Origin of the sequence: Roseibium sp. (assembly GCF_048260565.1) — a bacterium.
Taxonomy (GTDB): domain Bacteria; phylum Pseudomonadota; class Alphaproteobacteria; order Rhizobiales; family Stappiaceae; genus Roseibium.
The window spans coordinates 24,365-45,649 of the sequence record NZ_JBLXGP010000016.1 but is presented as its reverse complement, the minus strand read 5'-3'; the positions used below and the strand labels follow the sequence as shown (position 1 = coordinate 45,649).

Sequence of the window (21,285 nt, the reverse complement as noted above, 5' to 3'; positions counted from 1 at the left end):
ACTCCGACGACGACGACATGCCGCAGGCAAGCCCGCGGTTCGACATACCTCTTCCGGAAGCAACGGGCCCGATGCCCGAGGGCACGCGCGCGGGCTTCATTGCCCTGATCGGCGCGCCGAATGCCGGCAAGTCCACCCTCATCAACCAACTTGTCGGCACCAAGGTCTCCATCGTGACCCACAAGGTGCAGACGACGCGGGCGATCGTGCGCGGGATTGCCATGCACGACAAGGCCCAGCTCGTCTTCGTAGATACGCCCGGCATCTTCCAGCCCAAGCGACGTCTCGACCGCGCCATGGTCGACACCGCCTGGGGCGGCGCCCGGGACGCGGATGTGATCGCCCTCCTGATCGACGCCCGAAAAGGGGTCGACGAGGAAGCTGAAGCCATCATGGAGAGGCTTGCCAACATCAAGACGCCGAAGGTGCTGATCCTGAACAAGATCGACGTCACCAGGCGCGACAAGCTTCTGGAACTGGCAAAGGCCGCCAACGAGATCATGCCGTTCGACGAGACCTTCATGGTGTCCGCGCTGAACGGCGACGGCGTCGACACGATCCTGGATTATTTCGCATCCAAGGTTCCCGAAGGCCCATGGCTCTATCCCGAAGACCAGCCGTCCGATCTGCCTCTGCGCATCCTGGCTGCCGAAATCACCCGGGAGAAGCTGTTCGAGCGCCTGCACCAGGAGCTGCCTTACATTTCCACGGTGGAAACCGAGCAGTGGCAGGAACGCAAGGACGGCTCAGTCCGCATCGAACAGACCATCTACGTGGAGCGTGACAGCCAGAAGAGCATCGTGCTCGGCAAGAAGGGTCAGACCATCAAGGCCATCTCCAAGACCTCTCGCGAAGAACTCGCCGAGATCATCGACGCGCCCGTGCATCTGTTTTTGTTCGTAAAGGTCCGCGAGAACTGGGCCGACGATCCCGAACGCTACCGGGAAATGGGTCTGGAGTTCCCGAGGTAGGGGGCTTGCGAGAGGTGCGCCACCTCCCCTGCTCCGCTGTCACAAGAAGAAGAACTCCGCCCTTTTTCTTCCCCGGAATCGTATAGACTTCCCCCATGGAGTGGACCGGCGAAGCAATTATTCTGGGAACCCGCAAGCACGGTGAGACGGACATCATCCTTGAGGTGATGACGGCCGAGCGCGGCCGGCATCTGGGGCTGGTACGCGGCGGGCGCTCGCGCCGACGGCAACCGACGCTCCAACCAGGCAACGAGGTGCAGGTAACATGGCGGGCACGGTTGGCGGACCATCTGGGCGTGTTTGCCGTCGACCCGATCCGCTCGCGCGCCGCCGAACTGATGACCTCGTCTTTAGGCCTGCACGGCGTCCAGCATCTGGCCGGCCTCATTCGCCTGCTGCCGGAGCGCGATCCCCATGCAAGGCTCTACGAGGCCTTCAAGGTGGTACTCGATCACCTGGACCGGTTCGATGTCGCCGGCCCGCTGATCATCCGCTTCGAGCTGGAAATGTTGAACGAACTCGGCTTCGGTCTGGACCTGACCAGATGCGCGGCAACCGGAACCCGGGACGACCTGGCGTGGGTGTCGCCGAAGTCGGCCCGTGCCGTCAGCCGGGAGGCCGGAGAACCCTACCGCGACAAACTGCTTCCCCTGCCCCCGTTTCTCGTGGAAGGCCAGCGCCAGCCGGGCAGCGAAATCACTTATCAGGATCTGATTGAAGGGTTTCGGCTGACCGACTTTTTCCTTAACCGCAATGTCTACGAGCCCCGGGGTATCAAGACCGGAGACCTGCGACCAAGCCTGATTGCGGCCTTGGAGAAGAAATACCGGGCGGAATTTCCGTGGAATTTCAACCTGCCCCGATAGACCGGAGAAGGATCCGTACCTTGCCGGCATTCAGGCCCGGCTCAACACCGGTTCTTGCGAAATCCCGCCATCACTGCTTGCCAGATAATCAAGAACCGCATCGCCCGACATCGGTCTGGAATAATAGTAGCCCTGGACCATTTCGCCGCCGAGGCTGCGGATAATGGCCAGTTCCTCCTCGGTCTCCACACCTTCGATGATACAGCCGATATTCATGTCCCGGGACAGGTTGAGCAGCGATTTGACGATTCCGTAACCGGCGGAATTTTCGCCGATATTGGTCACGAACGATCGGTCGATCTTTATCTTGTCGAGTGGGAACCGGTGCAGGTGGCTGAGGCTCGAATATCCGGTTCCGAAGTCGTCCAGCGAAATCCGGACCCCGGTCCTCTTGAGTTCCGCAATCGCTTCCTGGGCCTGGAAGACATCGCGAATGATCGCGGTCTCCGTAATCTCGAAATCGATCCGTTCCGGCGCAATGCCGTAGGTGTGAATTTCGTCGACGAGACCGCGAACGTAGTCGGTCTTGGCAATATTCGCCGCCGACAGATTGAACGACAAGCGTATGTTGTCCGGCCAGGAAGCCGCGCAGGCGAGCGCTTGCCTGAACAGCATCAGCGTGAGCTGGTCGATCAAGCCGCTTCGCTCCGCAGCCGGAATGAAATGGCTCGGCGGCACTGCCCCCAGGGTCGGACTGGTCCAGCGCGCAAGCGCCTCGAATGCCACCACCGCACCGCTGCTCACATCCACGACCGGCTGGAAGGCGACTGCCATTTCGTCGGCGACCGAAACGCTTCGAAGAGCCTTTTCAAGCAGTTTGGTGCGCTGGACCCGGGCTTCATGAGCTTTGCCGAAAAGGACCACATGGGTACTGCCGGCGTCCCGGCTGCGTTTCGCCGAATATAGCGCAAAATCCGCATTCTCGTAGAGTTCGTCGCAGTCGACACCGTCCCGCCACCGGGCAAAGCCGACGCTGGCTGAAATCGAAAGGGTCGCTTCCGCCAGATTGAACGGCGCCTCCAGGACGGCGCACAAATTGTGCCCGATCTGCATCAGGTTCTCGTCAGAGAGTTCCAGGGTCATCAGGATGGCGAATTCATCGCCGCCGAGACGCGACAGGAGAAGATCGCCCTGACAGGCGAACTGCAGGCGCTCGGCCACGGAGACCAGCAGCTTGTCGCCAACCGCATGCCCATACATGTCATTGACCGCCTTGAAGCCGTCCAGGTCGATCAGACCGATAATGAGCGCAGCCTCTCCCGCCACTGCGGCCCCATGTTTTTCCTTGAATTCGGAAAAGAAACAACGCCGGTTGGGAAGATCGGTCAGGCTGTCGAGATTGGCGAGGCGATAGTTTTCGTTCGACAGTTCGAGCGTCTCTTTCTGCTTCTGCACCAGCTCATTCTGCTGCTGCATGAGCTGCCTGCGCGATGCGATCAGGGAAACAAACCTGTCATAGTTGATCGACACGATCACCAGCAGGGCAACTGACACAAAGATGAGATTGGCGGCATTTGCCATGAAGACCGGATTGCCGGACAACCCGAAGAAAACGATGAACGCGACATTGACGATCATCGTCACGTAGAATGCCGCCGACAGCATGTGCATGAGACTGAAAATGCAGCCGACGACCGTGATGCCCATAAAGAACGCGATATGCCCCTGCGCATAGGCATCGCCATGGGGGTAAAGCGCCAGCGACCAGGCGGAAAAGCCGATTGCAATGAGCGGAGCAAGCGTGTTGGTCCGCTTCAGGGATTTCAAGGCAGTCGCCGCATCCGGACCTTCCGAGATGGAGCGCCACCATCTCGCCAGCCGCACGACCGTGAGTACGGACAAGGCCACGGGGATATAAAGCGTGAGGCTGCGAGGCGCCAGATTCCAGAATGTCGCCACCAGCGCCCATGTATTGACCAGCAGCAGCGCATACATCATCGGAAGCTGTCTGGTATTGGCGTCGAATTGCGCCAGGGTGAGCTCGGCATCGTCGCTCGGAACCGCAAACAGGTTTTTCAGCTTTTCAAATTTCACCTGGCTGGCCTCAAATACAGTTCGCCGTTCAGCTCTAAATATTCCCCTGCAGCCGCAACTGTGCCTGCAATATCCTGATAAACTTACCGATAAATCTTAAAGAACCGGTTAGCCTCACGTTACGTCTGGACGATCGCTCTGAAAGGCTAAGCGACCAACCCGGCAAAGAATACGGTCCAGTATGACGGCGGAATGTTTCGCTACATGAACCGCCTTGCGGGCACCCCGCGAACGATCCTTGCGACGGGTGGTTCCGGATTTGCCCGCCCCTTGGCCCAAACCGGGGAAAACCAACGCAAAAACCGCAGAAACCTGCGCAAATCGGTTGCTTCGCCCAATCGATACAGCTACTCGTTTTGACATGGGAAACGAGTTGATTCCGCCGAGCGGACCAAGCGGCATTGAAGGCATCGAACTGCGCGCGGCGCTGGAAGAGCGCTACCTTGCCTATGCGTTGTCGACCATCATGCACCGCGCCCTGCCGGATGTGCGCGACGGGCTGAAGCCGGTGCACCGCCGACTGCTTTACGCCATGCGGCTTTTGAAACTCGATCCCGGCGCCGGCTTCAAGAAATGCGCCCGCGTCGTCGGCGATGTCATCGGTAAATACCACCCCCATGGCGACCAGGCCGTCTATGACGCCCTTGTGCGCCTTGCCCAGGATTTCGCGCAGCGCTACCCGCTGATCGACGGCCAGGGCAACTTCGGCAATGTGGACGGCGACAACGCCGCCGCCATGCGTTACACGGAAGCCCGCCTGACCGACACCGCCAAGCGCCTGCTCGACGGCCTTGACGAGGATGCCGTAGACTTCCGCGAAACTTATGACGGCGAGGACAGGGAACCGATCGTTCTACCGGGCGGCTTCCCGAACCTGCTCGGCAACGGCTCCTCGGGGATTGCCGTCGGCATGGCGACCTCGATCCCGCCGCATAATGCCTATGAGCTCTGCGAAGCCTCGCAGCATCTGATCAAGAACCCGAAGTGCGAGCCGGACGAACTGCTGCAGTTCATCAAGGGTCCGGATTTTCCGACCGGAGGCCTTCTCGTCTCCGACGAAACAGCGATCCGCGAAGCCTACACCACGGGACGAGGCAGCTTCAGGGTCCGCGCCAGATGGGAAGTGGAAGACCTCGGTAGAGGCCAGTGGAACGTGGTGGTCACGGAGATCCCCTACCAGGTGCCGAAGTCCCGGCTGATCGAGAAGATCGCCGAACTGCTGACCGCCCGCAAACTGCCGCTGCTGGAAGATATCCGCGATGAATCGGCGGAAGACATCCGCATCGTTCTGGTGCCGCGCTCGCGCAACGTCGACGCAACGCTCCTTATGGAATCCCTGTTCAAGCTGACGGACCTGGAAAACCGCTTTCCCTTGAACATGAACGTGCTTTCCCATGGCAAGGTGCCCATGGTGATGGGCCTGAAGCAGGTGCTGCGCGAATGGCTGGATCACCGCAAGGAAGTCCTTGTCCGCCGGTCCGAACACCGCCTCGCCCAGATCAATCACCGCCTGGAGGTCCTGGAAGGCTACCTGATCGCCTATCTGAACCTCGACGAGGTGATCCGCATCATCCGCGAGGAGGACGATGCCAAGGGCGAACTGATCCGGACATTCGAACTGACCGATGTCCAGGCCGAAGCCATCCTCAACATGCGCCTGCGGTCCTTGCGCAAGCTGGAAGAGCTGGAAATCCGCAAGGAGCACGAAAAGCTCTCCGAGGAAAAGGACGAACTGACCAAGCTGCTCGGCTCCGATCAACGCCAGTGGACCCGGATCAGCAAGGAAATCTCGGAAGTCTCCAAGGTCTACGGCCCGGAAACCGACATCGGCAAACGGCGCACCGGCCTGGCCGAAGCCCCGGATCACGACCTGGACGATATCCAGCAGGCCATGATCGAGAAGGAACCGATCACGGTCATCGTCTCCGAAAAGGGCTGGATCCGTGCGCTCAAGGGCCATCAGGCCGACCTCGGCAATCTCGCCTTCAAACAGGGCGACAAGCTGAAGCTGTCCTTCCATGCGGAAACGACCGACAAGATCCTGATCTTCTCCACCGGTGGCAAATTCTTCACGCTGGGTGCCGACAAGCTGCCGGGCGGACGCGGCCATGGCGAACCGATCCGTCTGATGGTGGAAATGGACGAGGCCCAGGACGTGATCAGTGCCTTTGTCCACAAACCGGGACGGATCCTGCTGATTTCCAACAACGAGGCCCGCGGCTTCCGCGTCCCGGAAGACGACGTCATCGCCAATACGCGCAAGGGCAAGCAGGTCCTGAACCTGGCGGCCCCGGCCGAAGCCTCGATCTGCGTTGCCGCTGCGGGCGACCATGTGGCCGTCATCGGCGAGAACCGGAAGCTTCTGGTCTTCCCGCTGGAGCAGATCCCGCAAATGGGCCGCGGCCGCGGCGTGCGCCTGCAGCGTTACCGCGACGGCCACATCGCCGACATCCGTGTCTTCAAGGGCGAAGACGGCCTGACCTGGACCGACAGTTCCGGCCGCAGCTTCACCCGCACGTTGGACGAATTGGCCGATTGGCGCGGCGAACGCGGACAGGCCGGACGCCTGCCGCCAACCGGCTTCCCGCGCTCCAACAAATTCGGCCCGCGCGAGCTGTAACCGTTCATTTTCGAAACGGCGTACCGTTTTCGTAAAAATCGATCTGGATGGATGCTCCCTGCCCTTGCATTCCAGCGCGAAAGCATGCCGTATCAGGCGGCAGAATATGCGGGAGGACAGGATGATCGGAGCGTTTACCTTCAACACCAGCCACAGGGTGGTCTTCGAGAACGGCTCAGCCGGAGCGCTTTCCCGTCATGCCGGAAATCTCCTGGGTGAGCGACCTTTCATTATCACCGACAAGGGGATCATCAACTGCGGGCTGATCGACGGCTGCCTGAAAGATCTGAAGGCGGCAGGTTGCCAGACGGCCCTTTATGAGGATGTACTGGCCGACCCGCCCCGCCGGCTGGTTGAAGACGCCACCCAAAAGGCAACGGACCATGGCGCGACCTGCATTATCGGTTTCGGCGGCGGCTCGTCCCTCGACATCGCCAAGCTGGTCGCCCTGCTCGCCTCAAGCGGCGAGGATCTGGACGATGCCTGGGGCATCGGCAATGCCAAGGGCCCTCGCCTGCCCCTGGTGCTGATCCCGACCACTGCCGGAACCGGGTCGGAAGTCACGCCGATCTCGATCATCACGCTGGAGGACGACGAAAAGCGCGGTGTCGTCTCACCGATCCTGCTTCCCGATCTCGCCGTTCTCGATCCATTGCTCACCCTCGGTCTGCCGGCCCACGTGACGGCCGCAACCGGTATCGATGCCATGGTTCATGCCATTGAAGGTTATGCCTCCAAGAGTGCGAACAACAACCCGGTCTCAAGGACACTGGCAGTCGAAGCCCTGAAGCTGCTGGGCACCAATATTGAGACCGCCGTCTTCGAACCCAAGAACGAGGACGCTCGCGGCGCCATGCTTCTCGGCTCCATGCTGGCCGGCATAGCCTTCGCCAACTCGCCGGTCGCCGCCGTGCACGCGCTCGCCTATCCGATCGGCGGCACCTTCCATGTACCTCACGGACTGTCGAATGCGCTCGTCCTGCCTCATGTCCTGCGCTTCAACGCCCCGGACGCTGCCGCCGACTATGCAACGCTCGCGCCTCACGTTTTCCCGGAACTGTCAGTCGTCGACGAGCCGGAAGCCCGCGCTCATGCCTTTGCCGACGAGCTTGGTCACCTTTCGAACCGGCTCGGGCTTCAGTCCACCTTGCGCGAAGTCGGCATCACCGCTGCCGACTTGCCCAAAATGGCCAGCGACGCCATGAAGCAGACCCGCCTTCTCGTCAACAACCCGCGCCCCGTCTCCGAGGCGGATGCACTTGCGATTTACGAGGCAGCCCTTTGAGCGAAGCTGACAAACCGGCCAAACCCGTCCCTCTTACCCGAGCCGGTTTCTCGGTTTTCCGGGATATTCCGACGAGGTGGATGGACGTGGACATCTATGGCCACGTGAACAACGTGCAGTATCTGAGCTTCTTCGATACGGCGGTAAATGGCTGGTATGTGGACGAGGGACTGCTCGAACCGGCCAGGTCGGAAGAGATCTTCCTCGTGGTGGAAACCGGCTGCCAGTATTTTGCCGAACTCGTCTTCCCGGAACGGGTGACCGCCGGCATCGGGATCGAAAGGATCGGTTCGTCTTCGGTGGTTTACACGATCGCGCTGTTCAAGGAAGGGCAGCAGAGCGCCGCCGCACAGGGCCGTTTCGTTCACGTCCTTGTCGACCGGGAAAACCGCCGGCCAACGCCGATCAGGGAGGAAATGCGTACCGCGCTGAGCCGGTTACTTATCCGATAACGGCTCCCTTCGGCAGCTTTCCCTCCGCGGTCAATGCTTTCCGGATTACTTCACGGTCGCTTCGACAACGAGTTCCGTACAGTTTTTTCCCTGGAGGTCTTTGCCGCAGATCCGGACCGAGTAGCTGTCCTTGCCCTTGTAGTTCTTGTGCGGCGTGTAGAGAAACTGGAACCTCGAGGTCTTTTTGAACACACCGTGTTTTGGCTTGCGGACAATAGAAGCGGATGTGAACGTCATGCGTCCGCCTGCGCGAAAATAATACTCGCAACCACTCGAAGACATCCAACTGTAGGCTTTCATCGGCTTCTTATGGTGAAGCATGAAACGCGAGCCTTGCGTCTGACAACCGGCCATCGCAGATGTCACCAGGAACTGACCCGAAATCAGGACCAGCACCGTCCAGAACAGTCGTCTGTTCATTTTCCCCCCAAAAACAACATCTTGAATTCTGTCACTGCAGAGGAGGACGATTCGACCTGAAAGTTCAAGTATCGTTCAATGAAATTGGAGATTGCAGGCCTTTGAAATCTCCGGATTGACCACATCATATCCACAACCTGCGCACAAGTTGTTCAAGGCTTATCCATGGGCCTTCAAAAGCCGTGACTTCTCGCGCTGCCAGTCGCGCTTCTTCTCCGTCTCGCGCTTGTCATGCAGCTTCTTGCCCTTCGCCAGGGCAATCTCCAGCTTCGCTCTGCCCTGCTCGTTGAAATAGAGCTTGAGCGGAACGATGGTCTTGCCTTCCTTCTGCACGGCGCCGGCAAGCTTGTGGATCTCGCGCTTGTGCATGAGCAGTTTGCGCGGCCGGCGCGGCTCGTGGTTGAAGCGGTTGCCTTGCGTATATTCGGGAATATAGACGTTGTAGATCCAGATTTCGCCCTTGTGTTCGGCAGCATAGGATTCGGCGATATTCGCCTTGCCGTTACGCAAGGCCTTCACTTCCGTACCCTTCAGCTCGATGCCGGCCTCGAAGGTTTCCTCGATCTCGAAATTGAAACGGGCCTTCCGGTTGTCGGAGATGATCGTCCGACCCGGAGGACCTCCGCGTTTAGGGGCCATTCTTCCTGTTACCTTTTGTGGACCAAAGCCGGCGCCGCCAGCCTTGGCCAAATCATTTCACCGATCAGTTGATCAGCCCCGCATGGGTCATTGCCTCGCGGATTTTCGTCTCCGTCTCCGGCGAAATCGACACCAACGGCAGGCGGACCTCATTGTCCATCCGACCGAGCAGCGACAGGGCGTATTTCGCTCCCGTCGGATTGGGCTCGATGAACAGGGCCTGATGCAGCGGCGCCAGCTTGTCCTGGATCGACAGGGCTTTTGCGTAGTCATTGGCAAGACATGCCGCCTGGAAATCCGCGCACATGCGAGGCGCTACATTGGCCGTGACCGAAATGCATCCCGAGCCACCGTGGGCGTTGAAGCCAAGTGCGGTGATGTCTTCCCCGGACAACTGGATGAAGTCCGGACCACACAGATGGCGTTGCTCGCTCGCTCTTGCAAGGTTCGCGGTGGCGTCCTTGACGCCCTTGATGTTCTTGCAGGTCTTGAACAACTCCGCCATCGTCGCCGAGGTCATGTCGATGACCGACCGGCCGGGGATGTTGTAGATGAAGATCGGAATCCCGACCACATTGTCGATCGCGCGGTAATGTGCCTTCAAACCCGCCTGGTTCGGCTTGTTGTAATACGGCGTCACAACGAGAAGACCGTCGGCTCCGGCCTTTTCGGCAAACTTCGCCAGATCGATCGCTTCTTCCGTGTTGTTGGAACCCGCACCGGCCATGACGGGCACACGCCCCGAGGCGACTTCCACACACAACTCGACAACCCGCTTGTGTTCGTCGTGAGAAAGCGTCGGGCTCTCACCCGTCGTGCCCACCGGCACCAGTCCGGTGCTTCCCTCTTTGATCTGCCAATCGACAAAATCCTGGAACCGTTTCTCGTCAAGCGCCCCGTCCTTGAACGGTGTCACGAGCGCTGGAATCGATCCTGTAAACATCTTCGGTTTCCTCATGGATTTTTCGTTGGAGATCGGGAAGCCCCGATCGGACCGGCACAATAATCGCCTCATCCCCTCGGGGCAATGGTCTTGAACGACAAGCAGCCTGTTCTTTTTGATTGGTCGCCGCCAGGTCTTGGAAGCCTCAATGGTGTCCCAGGACCTGGTTGATACACATCTGATCCGTCTTCTAAAGTTGAACCGCATCTGCCCGTACTTGGCAAACTCCGGCAAAGCCGTTTACCTTCGCAAAAGCAGAGGCCTGACGGCAGACGCGAGGAGCGCCGAACTTATGAAAAATCCCGGGAACGACAATTTCAAATCCTCCGCAAACACCGAAACGGCGCCTCGAACCTTTACCTGGACCAGCCGTGACGGATTGACCCTTTCGGGCCGTCAGTGGGGCGCTCAAGGAAGCGGGACAAGCCAACATCCAACCATTCTCTGCCTAACCGGACTTTCAAGAAATACTCGTGATTTCAGTGATATTGCCGCGTTTCTTCAGAAGAAGGGTTACCACGTTGTCGCGCTTGACTACCGCGGCCGGGGCGCAAGCGCATGGGATCCGGAATGGCATAATTACGCCCTCCCGGTCGAAGGTCATGACATCGACGACGCGATCGAACACCTCGGCCTGAACCGCTTTGCGATCCTCGGCACATCCCGTGGTGGATTGCATGCGATGGCCATGACACATCGATATGACGCCGATCGCATGGTCGGTGTCATTTTGAACGATGTCGGACCTCATCTGGAAATGAAAGCAATCCACCGGATTGCAGCCTCGATCGGCAAGAAGATGGACTATTCGAGCTTCGAAGCTGTCGCAGAGCATATGGAACACACGCTCGGCAACCAGTTTCCAGCCTTTTCCGGTCAGGACTGGCTGAAACTGAGCCGACAGCTTGCAAGTATCCGCGATGGTAAATGCGTAATCGACTATGATCCGGCTTTAGCCCACACGCTTGTCGGCTGGGACGACTCAAGCCCCACTCCCGATATATGGCCCTTGTTCGAAGGCCTCCGAAAAATCCCTCTCCTCATTATCCATGGAGAATTTTCGGATCTGTTAAGCCGTGCAACCTGCGAGAAGATGCTCGCTGCTCACCCCGATGCCAGATTGGTCACCGTCAGAGGCCAGGGTCATGCACCGGTCCTATGGGATCAGGAAACCCAACAGGAAATAGCCGGCTTTTTGGACCAGCTACCGGCCTAACCCCTTCTGATTTAATATAAATTAGACCGCCTTCCGGTCAATCTGGCTCATTTGACCGAGGCGGTTTTGCTTTCCGGAAAGGCGGTTTGCCCACCGTGGTGCCACTCATTTCAGTGGTGAACCAGCGAAGCCGCAGAGTGAGTGCGCCCGACCGATCCCCGTCTGGCTGCTCTCCACAAGGTCCAGCCTCTTTACTCGGCGAAAGCCGAAGAGCGGAGTTTGGCCTAACACGTCCGATCACTTTACCGCCCAGCCTGTATCCAGACAAAAAGAAAGCCCGGCATTTCTGCCGGGCTTTCCAGTCAATCCTAAGAAAGGAGAGACTTAGAACGTGCGCTGAACGCGGAAGGTAGCGGTCAGATCATCGTTGTCGTTGATGAGCGTACCGGAGTAGTCGCGGTTCAGGTATTCGACTTCAACACCGGTCACGAAACCGGAGATCGGAGCCCAAGCAACCTGACCATGTACGGACCAAGCGTCCATGTCGTAGTTGTTGCCGGTAGCGTCCTGGGAAGCGTAGGTACCCGTCAGAGACGTGGAAACCGTCGGCGTCCAGTTGTGCGTGATACCAGCAGCAACGCCCCAACCGGTAGCGGTGTTGACATTGTTCTGTGCGGTAGCAACGGCATCGACCGTCAGGTGCTCGTTGACGTAGCCCAGGGCACCGTCAGAGTAACCAGCCCGGATACCCAGGGTGTCACCAGCGCCGAGCATCGGCAGGTTCAGAGCGACGTCGGCGTTGATTGCCCAACCAAGCGGAGACTCGGTGAGAGCAACGCCACCGGTGGTGCCGGCCAGAACCTGGGTCAGAACACCAGACAGCTGTGCGGAACCCCAACCCTGGCTAACCAGCAGGTTAGCAACGAAGTTCGGTACGCGGTGACCGCCATAGACGTTGGTGGTCGTGTCAGCACCGAGCGAGTTGGCAAGGGTCAGACGACGGGTCAGACCATCTTCCAGAGCGATCGTTGCGGACAGGCCGTTGCCGAAAGCAGCGGTGTAAGCAAGAACGGTTGCGCGGTCATCAAGACCCTGGCCGATCTGCGAACCCCAGTTTTCACCGGTCCAGTGATCAGAGAAGGAACCGGTACGACCGAAGGTGAAGCCACCGAGCTGGACGTATGCGTCCCAGATTTCAACACCAGTGTTGTTGAAGATCGTGGTGTCGGAGGTGAACCACAGGTCGAAGTAGGTCTTCAGGAGACCGTATTCAGTCTGGGTACGAGCGTCCATGCGGACATAAGCACGAGCACGGAAGTTGGTAGAAACGTCTTCGTTGCTGTCCCAGTTGTTACCACCGGTGGAACCGAAGTCGCGGATGCGGTAGTCGGCACGAACACGGCCGCCAACGCGCAGGCAGGTTTCGGTGCCCGGGATGTAGTAGAAACGTGCGCCGTAAGCGTCACAGATGCGGACGTAGTCAACCGGCTCCGGAGCAACCGGAAGATCGGCAGCCTGAACGCCGGTTGCAGATGCAACTGCAGCAGCGCCGAGCAGAAGGCTCTTAAAGTTCATATCTGACCTCCAATCAGTCATGTTAGCGATGACTTCACTTGGCCTTGGCCGTCGCTGTAAAGTCATTTTCCCCGCGAAAATCTCTGTCTTTGCCCCGACCGGAGGTTGGACTTCCGAAGTGAGCAAAACAGGGCGACCCGAAAGCCGCTCGCAGTTGTGACCATACGCATCCCGGTTTTTCGTTCAACACCGAATACCGGTCTGAAGCCGGTTCCGGGTTCCTTTCAAAACCCGTGTTGCTCGAATGTCACAAAATCCGGGTCAAAAGTAAGGATACGGTAAGAAATAGCACCAATTTCGGGGCCTTAGCACGTGTTTTACACACCGTGACTTTTGCTGAATCGGCCCACGATCTCCTCTTTCCGACTCTGGTTCAGTCCGGGATTCGACAATTGAAATGCGCCCGGCCACAGAGATTCGAGCGATTTCAAGAGCGATTCTCCAGTTTCAAACCTGTGTCAGGCTTGCGTCTTCAGAATCGCAACACGGCTTCTTTAAGACGTGCGTCATTTCAGGGTGAGGTCGACTCGGGCCACCTGTCCCTCGGAGTCGATGACCGCCACCTGGGCAAATCCTTCTTCCGTCGGCGTGAACACCAGTTGCCGCCGGTAGGAGGACACTTCCACCGGCTTGTCGTTCACAAGCCAGGTATAGGGCCGCTTGCCGCCTTCGAGCTTTACGACCAGCGGCTGGGCGCCTGTGCCGGTCTTCAGGCCAAGTTCAACGACCGCACCCTTGGGCGGATACGCGATCCGGAACGGCGTACCCTTTCGAGCGAGCGCATCCCGGCCTGCCACGCGGGCGCGCCGCAAAGCGACCGGCAGTTCGGCGGTTGGCCGGCTCAACACCCCGCCGGGTTCTGCCGGCAGCGGCACCCGATCCTTGCCCAGCCGCTGAAAAGCTTCAAACAGGATTGGAACAGCAGCTTTCGCGCCGGTCATTCCCGGAACCGGACTTGCATCCGCCCGCCCGACCCAAACGGCGACCACATACCGGCCGTCGAATCCCACAGCCCAGCTGTCCCGATAGCCGTAGGCGGTGCCGGTTTTATAGGCGACAAAGGACGTGCCTTTAGATTGGGGCTGCGGCAGTCCGGACAGGATATCGGCAACATGCCAAGCGGCAATCGGCTCCAGAACCCCGGCTGTCCCGGCCGGCTGGCGCGACAAATCCCGGTTCAGCACCAAAGAGGTGGGACGTCCCTGCCGGGCAAGGGCCGCATAAAGTCTGGTCAGGTCGGTCAGCGTCAGCCCCAATCCGCCGAGACCGATGGCCAGGCCCGGCGCCTTGTCGCCGGCAAGGACGGGCTCGGCGCCCGCCCGCTTGAGACGAGAGATCAGCCGGGCCGGGCCGACCGCTTCCAGCAATTGCACCGCCGGCGTGTTCAGGGAAAGCTGCAGCGCCTCGCGAACCGTCACCGTCCCCTGATAGGCCTGGTCGAAATTCGTCGGCCTGTAGCCGCCGATATCGATGGGCCGATCCTCGATGAAGCTTTCCGGATGCGCAACGCCTTCCTCAAAGGCCAATCCGTAGATCAGGGGCTTGAGCGTGGAGCCGGGCGAACGCACGGCCTTGGTCATATCTATGTGCCCTTGCCGGGCTTCCGACAGGAGATCGGGCGAGCCGACAGAGGCCAGGATCTCGCTGGTCTGGTGATCGGCGACGAGAACCGCGGACGAAATGTGCGTGCCCAGCGCCCGCACCCGGTCTCGAACCAGGCTTTCAAGGCTTTCCTGGAGGGGCGCGTCGATCGTCAACCGGTGAATCAGCCGGTCCGGATCTTCCAGAGTTGCATCACGGGCGGCGTGGGCCGCGAGAAACGGCATGGCGCGGCGGCGATCCGGGACCCGGTCCTGCCGCGCGGCCACGGCCTCATCCGTTGTAAGGACGCCCGCCTTGACCGCGCGCTCCAGAACCCGGTCTCGCGCGTCCGTCGCCCGTGCGGCGAACCGGTCCGGCCGGCGGGCTTCCGGCGATTGCGGCAGAGCAACCAGAAGCGCAGCCTCGGCCGGTGTCAGACGCGACGGTTCCTTGCCGAACCAGACCAGACTTGCCGCCCTCACCCCTTCAAGATTGCCGCCGAAAGGCGCGCGCAACATATAAAGAGACAGGATCTGATTCTTGCTCAAGCTGTTTTCGATCTGAACGGCGCGCAGGATCTGTTCGTATTTCGCACCGATCGTCCTGGTGGGATGTTCCTCCAGAAGGCGGGCCACCTGCATGGTCAGCGTCGACCCCCCGGAGACGATCCTGCCCGACATAAGCATCTGCCCGACCGCCCGGACCAGCGCACCGGCGTCCACGCCGTGGTGGTCGTAGAAGCGCTTGTCCTCGTAGGCGACCAGCATTTTCACGTAGAGCGGATCGATATCGGCAAGCGTGACGGGCAGCCGCCATTTCTGATCGTCGCTGGTAAAGGCGCGCAGCAAGCGGTCGTCCCGGTCCAGCACGACCGCGGACAATGGCAAGTCCGAGGTCTTCGGAATTTCGGGGAGGTCCCGGTAATCCACACCGACCTTGACGGCAGTCAGAAACACGACCGCGGCGCCGGCAAGACCCATGGCCTTGAGCCGGCGCCGCATGCGCGATTGTCCTTTTCTCCCGTCCTGCATGGCCATGACCTGTCCGTCCGCTAAAGGATCAGCGGGTCGGACCGAGCACGGTAAAGGTGGACGTGTCCGTGATCGCCCGGCGCGCCGGACGGTACATGTCCTCCACCGATGCAGGCGGATGAGCGTAGCTTCCGGGCGTCACCGCCCGGGCCAGATAGGCAAAGGTGAGTTCGTTACCGTCATGGCGTGTCTGGTCGACCGCGACCTCGAACCGGTCTTCATGGAAGGCCGCGTGCTCGGTCTCGTTGATGGTCGAGAGGAAGTCCAGCCCCCCCAGATCGCCGGAACGGACCAGCCTCGGATTGTCAATGGCAAGGCCCGCCGGGATCCGGTCGACGACCATCAACCGGCCGGGCACATCGCTGAGCGCCCGAACGGTCAGGACGACGGCAACCCTCGTATTCACCGGAACCGCGTTCGGATCGACCGGATTGCCGTCCAGATCGTAGATCTGCCGCTCGATCGCATAATCCTGCCCGCCCGCCGGCTCGGGAACCTGAGGCTGGCCGGTCACGGAAACGAGCAGATCCGTCGCATCGCTTCCCCGGTTTTCAAGCCGCACCGGCGTCTGTCCCACAGCCTCGCCGTCGAACGGCCAGACGAGACGGTTCGGCTCGACCACGCCATTCACGGCAATCTTGTCCGCCGATGCGGACTTGTTGAGTTCCCGTGCCGCCATCAGGAGCCATGCCATATCCTGGGTCGAATAGTGGCTGGTCTGATCCTGGTACCGGCGAAGCAGATCCGTGACCTGCGCCTGCTCTCCGGTATCAACGGCAGAAGCCACGATATAGGTCAGAACCCCTGCCCCGTCGCGCAACCGCGAGCCGTAGTCGGACCGGTAACCGGACAAGCCATCGCTTTGCAGCCCCGCGACTGCCGCCTTGAAACCGGTCGCAGCCCGTTCCTGCTCTCCGTAGAGGGCAAGGCTCGCCGCCACCTGAGCCTTGGCAAGCGGCGTGGTGAAGGAAGCAAGCTTTGCATCCAGGTAATACCGCAGGTCGCCCATGGAAGCGCGCCCGTTGCGCGCCAGAACATAAAGCGCATAGGCGATATCCATGCCGCCGTCGGTGACGTCGGAGGCATAGGCCAGCCGGTTTTCCAGATTGTCCAGTGCGTTATCGAAAGCGATTGCCGGCACCAGATAGCCCTGCTCGCGCGCCCTGGTCAGGAAATCGGTCACATAGGCATCGAGCCAGGTATCGCTGCTGCCGTAGCTGCTCCACAGGCCGAAAGACCCGCTCGAGGACTGGTTGGCCAGAACGCGCCTGATCGCACCGACGACGCGCTGCCGGATTTCGGCGCTCTCGCCGAGCCCCGCCGCATGGGCCACTTCATTCAGATAAAGAAGCGGCAGCGCGCGGCTGGTTGTCTGTTCGGTACAGCCGTAGGGATAACGGTCAAGCGCTTCCAGCAGGCCGGCAATATCGATCTGTGCCGCACCGCCGGAAGACACCTTGATCTTCACGGTTTCCGGTTTCAGCCCTTCGAGACTGTTGGCATCGAGCAGGAGGCTGCCGCCGCCGGACAGTGAGAAGACGGACCGGCGCACCACGTCCGGCTGGGTGTCCTTCACGTCGATGCCGACCCGTTTGATCGTCTCCGATCCGTCCGGCGCGGTCAGCGTGGCAAAGATCTGCGCCTTACCGGTACCGGACGCGGCCCGGATCGGCAGGATCACCTGGGCTTTCGCCTTCTCACCGAGGGACACCTGGCGAAGGGCCGCCTCGCCCGCTTCAAGCGCGAGAGGACCTTCGGCGGACACCAGCAAGTCGTAGTTTCCGGCTGCCCCTTCCACATTGTCGATATTCAAAAGCAGCCGCGAGCTGTCTCCGGGCGCAAGGAAGCCCGGCAGGCTTGCGGTCACGACCACAGGGGAGCGAACCGCAACATCCTGTTCGCCGTGGCCGACACCGTCCTGCGACCAGGCAACCGCCATCAGCCGCAAGGTGCCATTGAATTCCGGCACGTCGAAGGAAACGGTTGCCTCGCCGTTGGCATCCACCTTGACAAGCCCTGAGAAAAGCGCGACCGGCTCCTCGTCCGGCGGCGGGGCCTGCAGACGTGTTGCCATGGCATCGCCTCCGGAGCGCACCTTGCCGCGGGTTCCCGCCATGCGGTCGATCAGCTGCCCGTAAAGGTCGCGGATCTCGGTGCCGAGCTTGCGCTGGCCGAAATACCATGTCTCCGGTTCCGGCGTCTTGAATCCGGTCAGGTTGAGAATCCCCAGATCGACGGCGGCAACCGTCAGATAGGCTTCCGTTCCAGGCTTCAGGCTGGCGAGCTTCACCGGCACGTCCAGACGCGTGCCCGGCCGCATCGTGTCCGGCGCGGAAAGCGTCACGCCCAAGTTCCGGTCGCCCGGCTCCATTTGCAGCCAGCTCAAGCCGATCGCACGCGAGGGCATCCGCTTCTGCGCCACGTCCATGGGTCGGTAGAGGCTTGCCGTCACATAGGCGCCGGCACCCCACTCTTCCGTGACCGGAAGGCTGACTTCCGCCTCACCGGCGGTGACGTTTACCACCTGGCTGGAGAGCAGGCCTCCGGAAACCACATTCACCACCGCAAGACCGTCCGATTGCGGCTTCATGCGCAGGATCGCGGTTTCGCCGGGACGGTAGCTCTTCTTGTCGAGCCCCACGTCCAGATAATCCGGGGTTTCCGAGGTCGCATCGGCCGTATACCAGCCCGCGGAGAATTCCACGCTGGTGACCATTTCACCAGCCCCGACCGAAGCGACTTCCAGCCGGTACTGCCCCCACTTCACCGGAAGCGACAAGTTGGCGGGCCTATCCGTTGTAACATCCAGCTTGCCGTTCGCCACCCGTTCCGTCGTGGTGATCGGTTCATAGGACCAGCTTCCGTCCGAGCGATACCATTGATAACGGCGGTTGATCTTTGAGAGCGTCCAGACGAGCCCTTCGGCATTCTCCTGATTGCCGTCCCGATCGATGGCGATAACGGAGAAATCCGCCGGACCGCCTTCATCGACGCCGCCGTCGAACATCGGCTTGATGCCGATATGGCCACTCTCTGCCCGAACGGGCAGCTCCAGACGCCGTTCCACATAGCGCCCGCCGGCTTCCACCAGTCTGGCAACGAGCTGCCCCTTGTAGAGCGCCGTCGTTTCCGGCAAGGCTGGAAGCGAAACGTCAAAGGTCAGATTGCCGTCGATATCCGTCTTCTGGTCGCTCTTCAGATAATCGCGCTGCGGATAGGTTTCGCTATCGGCAAGGCCGAATTGATATCCGGGATACTTGTCCAGGCTGCGGGTCGGCGACACGATGATATCGCCTTCAAGTCCCTGGTCGCTTGCCGGCGAGCCGTAGAGATAGCGGGCGCTCAACTCGATTTCGGTCGGTTTGGCGGGATCGAAGGCTTCGGCCGTCGTCTTCAGTTCGAAATCCACACGCTCCGGCTGATAATCCTCGACGAGGAAGGTATTGGAGGCAAGCGGCGTTCCCTTCGGATCGACATAGATGCGCCACGACCACACGCCTTGCTGAGCGGTCTGGCTCAGATCGATGTCGAGCAGATGACCGCCGAGGCCACTGTCCTCGACCACATGACGGGACTGTTCCACGCCGTCGGGCCGTTCGATGACGAAGGTCAGCGGCAGGCCGTCCTGCGCCACAGCTTTCGCGGTCCGGATCATCGCCTGGGCGTGAACCGTCTCGCCCGCCTTGTAAATCCCGCGATCGGTCCAGGCGAACACGTCAAGCGGCCCCGGTGCCGGGCGTCCTTCCACACCGCGGTCGGACAGGTCGAAGGCGGGTTTCCTCAGATCCAGGAAGGAATAGTCGCCATCATCTGTTTGCGCGACCAGGAGCCCGGGCGCCTTGCCGCCGGCCCCTCGTGTCAGACCCGCCTCGAACCGGGCAAAGCCCTGGTCGTCGCTGACGGCTTCGCCGAGGATCTCGTTGTTCACGGCAAGAAGCTGCACCTTGATGCCCGAAAGCGCCTCGGCACTGGCCAGCGAGCGGATACTGGCGGTCACGCCGTCATCGCCGGAATAGGCCGTCAGCCCAAGGTCGGAGACGATGAACCATTGGGTCGCAAGATCCCCCCAACGGTTCTGATTGTCGAGCTTGGAGCGCGCCGTCATGACATAGACACCGGGCTTCATGTCCAGGCCGATATCATTGAGCGGAATGGCCGTGGTGATGTCTTCGTTAAGACGGTTTTCCGTCTCGACGATGCCCGACCAGACTGCCTCGCCCTGCTCTTCGGAAATCTGGTCGGTCCGATAGGAATTGAGCTGGCGCAGGAAGCGCTCGTCGCGGACGGCCGAGACAAGGCCCCGGTCACCGATGCGGTAGATTTTGGCTTCCACTTCGGACGTGTTGACCGAAACGATCGGAATGGTCGGGTCGCCGCCGGCGGGAAGCACATAGGCCCGGCCGAGGAAATGGACGGTTGGCGAGCGATCGCGCACGTAGACGGACAGGTTTGCCGGGCGCTCGAGCTTTTCGCCGTCGGCCGCCGGAAGTCCGGAGCGCAGGGTCACCGAGTACCGGCTGCCGTGCTGCACCCCGTCAACGCAGATCTGCGACTGTTCGGTTTCGACGGTTGTGGCGCCGTCACCGATCACCGACACATAAGGTGAGAGATCGGCGTCCTTCGGAAGCTTGTCGGACAGGATCACACAGATGCGCGGCGCGGCGCCATCGGCGTCGACCTGATGATCCACGATCCGGAAGCCGTGCTTTGCAACCATGTCGTCATAACGCCGCCGCAGGTTCGGGTTGTTGTCAAGCGCAAGTGCGGCGCGCAGGGACTTGATCGCCGGCTTCCACATATCCCGGCGGCCAAGGGACGTGCTGAGGAGATTGAGCGCCCATGCCCGTTCGTCCGGCGTCACCGCGCGCAAATAGGAATTGATCGCAGCAGAGGTCGCGTTCTCCTGCTTGGTCCGCCGTTCCTGCCAGTCCTTGGGATTCTGCATCAGGAGGGCAAAGGTAAGACGGCTCCAGGCGGAATAATCATCCGGCAGCAAAGCAATGACCCCGGAAAAATCCTGTTCCGCCTGCACACCGTTCTTGGCATTCAGCGCGGTCTGTCCTGCCTGGCGCAGGTTTTCAGCGGTCTGCCCGCGCGGCTTTGCATCCTGCTCGATGCGTTTGCTGTAGGTGGCCGCGCCCTCGATCAGATCCTTGTCGATGAAGGACAGCTCCGCCTTGCGATCGGCCTCGGCGGTCTGCCGCGGCTGGGCAACCTCGACCACGCGGCCGGCAATCGCGCCGCGGAAACTCTGCAGCTGTCCGAAATCGGACTTGAGGAAACACCAGCCGGCGGAGGTATTGAAGGTGAACGCCCGGCACTGGTTGTCCGCCAGGCAGACCGCCTTGCAGCCATCCAGATCGACATCCTTGACCGTGCGGTAATCCGAGCCGAAGAAATCCGCGTCCTCGATGGTCACGATCCGCCGGTCCTGCGAATATGCCGTGCCTGACAACGCCAGGCCGAGACCAACGACCGCCAGTCCGAAAAGGGATCCCCGCGCCCCTGAAATGCGTTTTGCTCCCCTCAAAAGGACATCAGACAACGCCATCTCCCACTCCTCCGGCTGACAAGCTCGTTTATCGCAATATGAGGCCCCGAAATCCGGCCCCGATAAATATCATTAAAATCACATACCCCAATCGGTTCGGGAACGCGGTTCAAGTTCGCAGGAAAGCCAACGGCTTTCAAGAACTTGTAGCGTGTCGCCCG

Annotated in this window: 13 protein-coding genes; 6 read left to right on the top strand and 7 right to left on the bottom strand. The window is 60.6% G+C overall.

Annotated elements, in window-relative coordinates; genetic code table 11:
- The first annotated feature begins 71 nt into the window (after positions 1–71).
- Positions 72–971, top strand: a complete 900-nt coding sequence (era, locus tag ACN0SO_RS24155) for a GTPase Era (RefSeq protein WP_417682115.1) — start codon at positions 72–74, stop codon at positions 969–971.
- Between the two features lie 95 nt (positions 972–1,066).
- The gene (gene recO, locus ACN0SO_RS24150; protein ID WP_417681948.1) at positions 1,067–1,837 is read left to right on the top strand and encodes a DNA repair protein RecO; all 771 of its coding nucleotides are present in this window, start codon (positions 1,067–1,069) and stop codon (positions 1,835–1,837) included.
- A gap of 30 nt (positions 1,838–1,867) precedes the next feature.
- On the opposite strand, the gene ACN0SO_RS24145 is transcribed toward recO, so the two are convergent.
- Entirely contained in the window at positions 1,868–3,871 is a 2,004-nt protein-coding gene (locus ACN0SO_RS24145; RefSeq protein ID WP_417681946.1) for a putative bifunctional diguanylate cyclase/phosphodiesterase, read from the bottom strand.
- A 361-nt stretch (positions 3,872–4,232) separates the two neighbouring features.
- On the opposite strand from ACN0SO_RS24145, the gene parC reads away from it, so the two are divergent.
- From parC to ACN0SO_RS24130, 3 genes are all read left to right on the top strand, one after another.
- Complete coding sequence (gene parC / locus ACN0SO_RS24140) at positions 4,233–6,491, top strand: DNA topoisomerase IV subunit A (RefSeq protein WP_417681944.1); 2,259 nt, start codon at positions 4,233–4,235, stop codon at positions 6,489–6,491.
- 121 nt (positions 6,492–6,612) lie between these two features.
- On the top strand, positions 6,613–7,776 hold the full coding sequence (locus ACN0SO_RS24135) for an iron-containing alcohol dehydrogenase (protein ID WP_417681942.1): 1,164 nt from the start codon (positions 6,613–6,615) through the stop codon (positions 7,774–7,776).
- Complete coding sequence (locus tag ACN0SO_RS24130; RefSeq protein WP_417681940.1) at positions 7,773–8,228, top strand: acyl-CoA thioesterase; 456 nt, start codon at positions 7,773–7,775, stop codon at positions 8,226–8,228. The genes ACN0SO_RS24135 and ACN0SO_RS24130 overlap by 4 nt, the downstream gene beginning before the upstream one ends.
- 45 nt (positions 8,229–8,273) lie before the next feature.
- On the opposite strand, the gene ACN0SO_RS24125 is transcribed toward ACN0SO_RS24130, so the two are convergent.
- The 3 genes from ACN0SO_RS24125 to dapA form a co-directional block, all read right to left on the bottom strand.
- The gene (locus tag ACN0SO_RS24125) at positions 8,274–8,648 is read right to left on the bottom strand and encodes a hypothetical protein (RefSeq protein WP_417681938.1); all 375 of its coding nucleotides are present in this window, start codon (positions 8,646–8,648) and stop codon (positions 8,274–8,276) included.
- Positions 8,649–8,807: 159 nt separating this feature from the next.
- Entirely contained in the window at positions 8,808–9,287 is a 480-nt protein-coding gene (gene smpB / locus ACN0SO_RS24120) for an SsrA-binding protein SmpB (protein ID WP_190289668.1), read from the bottom strand.
- 64 nt (positions 9,288–9,351) lie between these two features.
- Entirely contained in the window at positions 9,352–10,230 is an 879-nt protein-coding gene (dapA, locus tag ACN0SO_RS24115; protein ID WP_417681935.1) for a 4-hydroxy-tetrahydrodipicolinate synthase, read from the bottom strand.
- Between the two features lie 148 nt (positions 10,231–10,378).
- On the opposite strand from dapA, the gene ACN0SO_RS24110 reads away from it, so the two are divergent.
- A complete protein-coding gene (locus ACN0SO_RS24110) occupies positions 10,379–11,446 on the top strand; it encodes an alpha/beta fold hydrolase (RefSeq protein ID WP_417681933.1) in 1,068 nt (355 codons plus the stop codon).
- Between the two features lie 324 nt (positions 11,447–11,770).
- On the opposite strand, the gene ACN0SO_RS24105 is transcribed toward ACN0SO_RS24110, so the two are convergent.
- The 3 genes from ACN0SO_RS24105 to ACN0SO_RS24095 form a co-directional block, all read right to left on the bottom strand.
- On the bottom strand, positions 11,771–12,961 hold the full coding sequence (locus tag ACN0SO_RS24105) for a porin (protein WP_417681931.1): 1,191 nt from the start codon (positions 12,959–12,961) through the stop codon (positions 11,771–11,773).
- Positions 12,962–13,467: 506 nt separating this feature from the next.
- Positions 13,468–15,543 (bottom strand): penicillin-binding protein 1C, encoded by a 2,076-nt coding sequence (gene pbpC / locus ACN0SO_RS24100; protein ID WP_417681929.1) that lies wholly within the window; start codon positions 15,541–15,543, stop codon positions 13,468–13,470.
- Positions 15,544–15,601: 58 nt separating this feature from the next.
- Positions 15,602–21,124 carry an MG2 domain-containing protein gene (locus tag ACN0SO_RS24095; protein ID WP_417681927.1) on the bottom strand — a complete coding sequence of 1,841 codons (5,523 nt, stop codon included), beginning with the start codon at positions 21,122–21,124 and terminating at the stop codon, positions 15,602–15,604.
- Positions 21,125–21,285 lie beyond the last annotated feature (161 nt).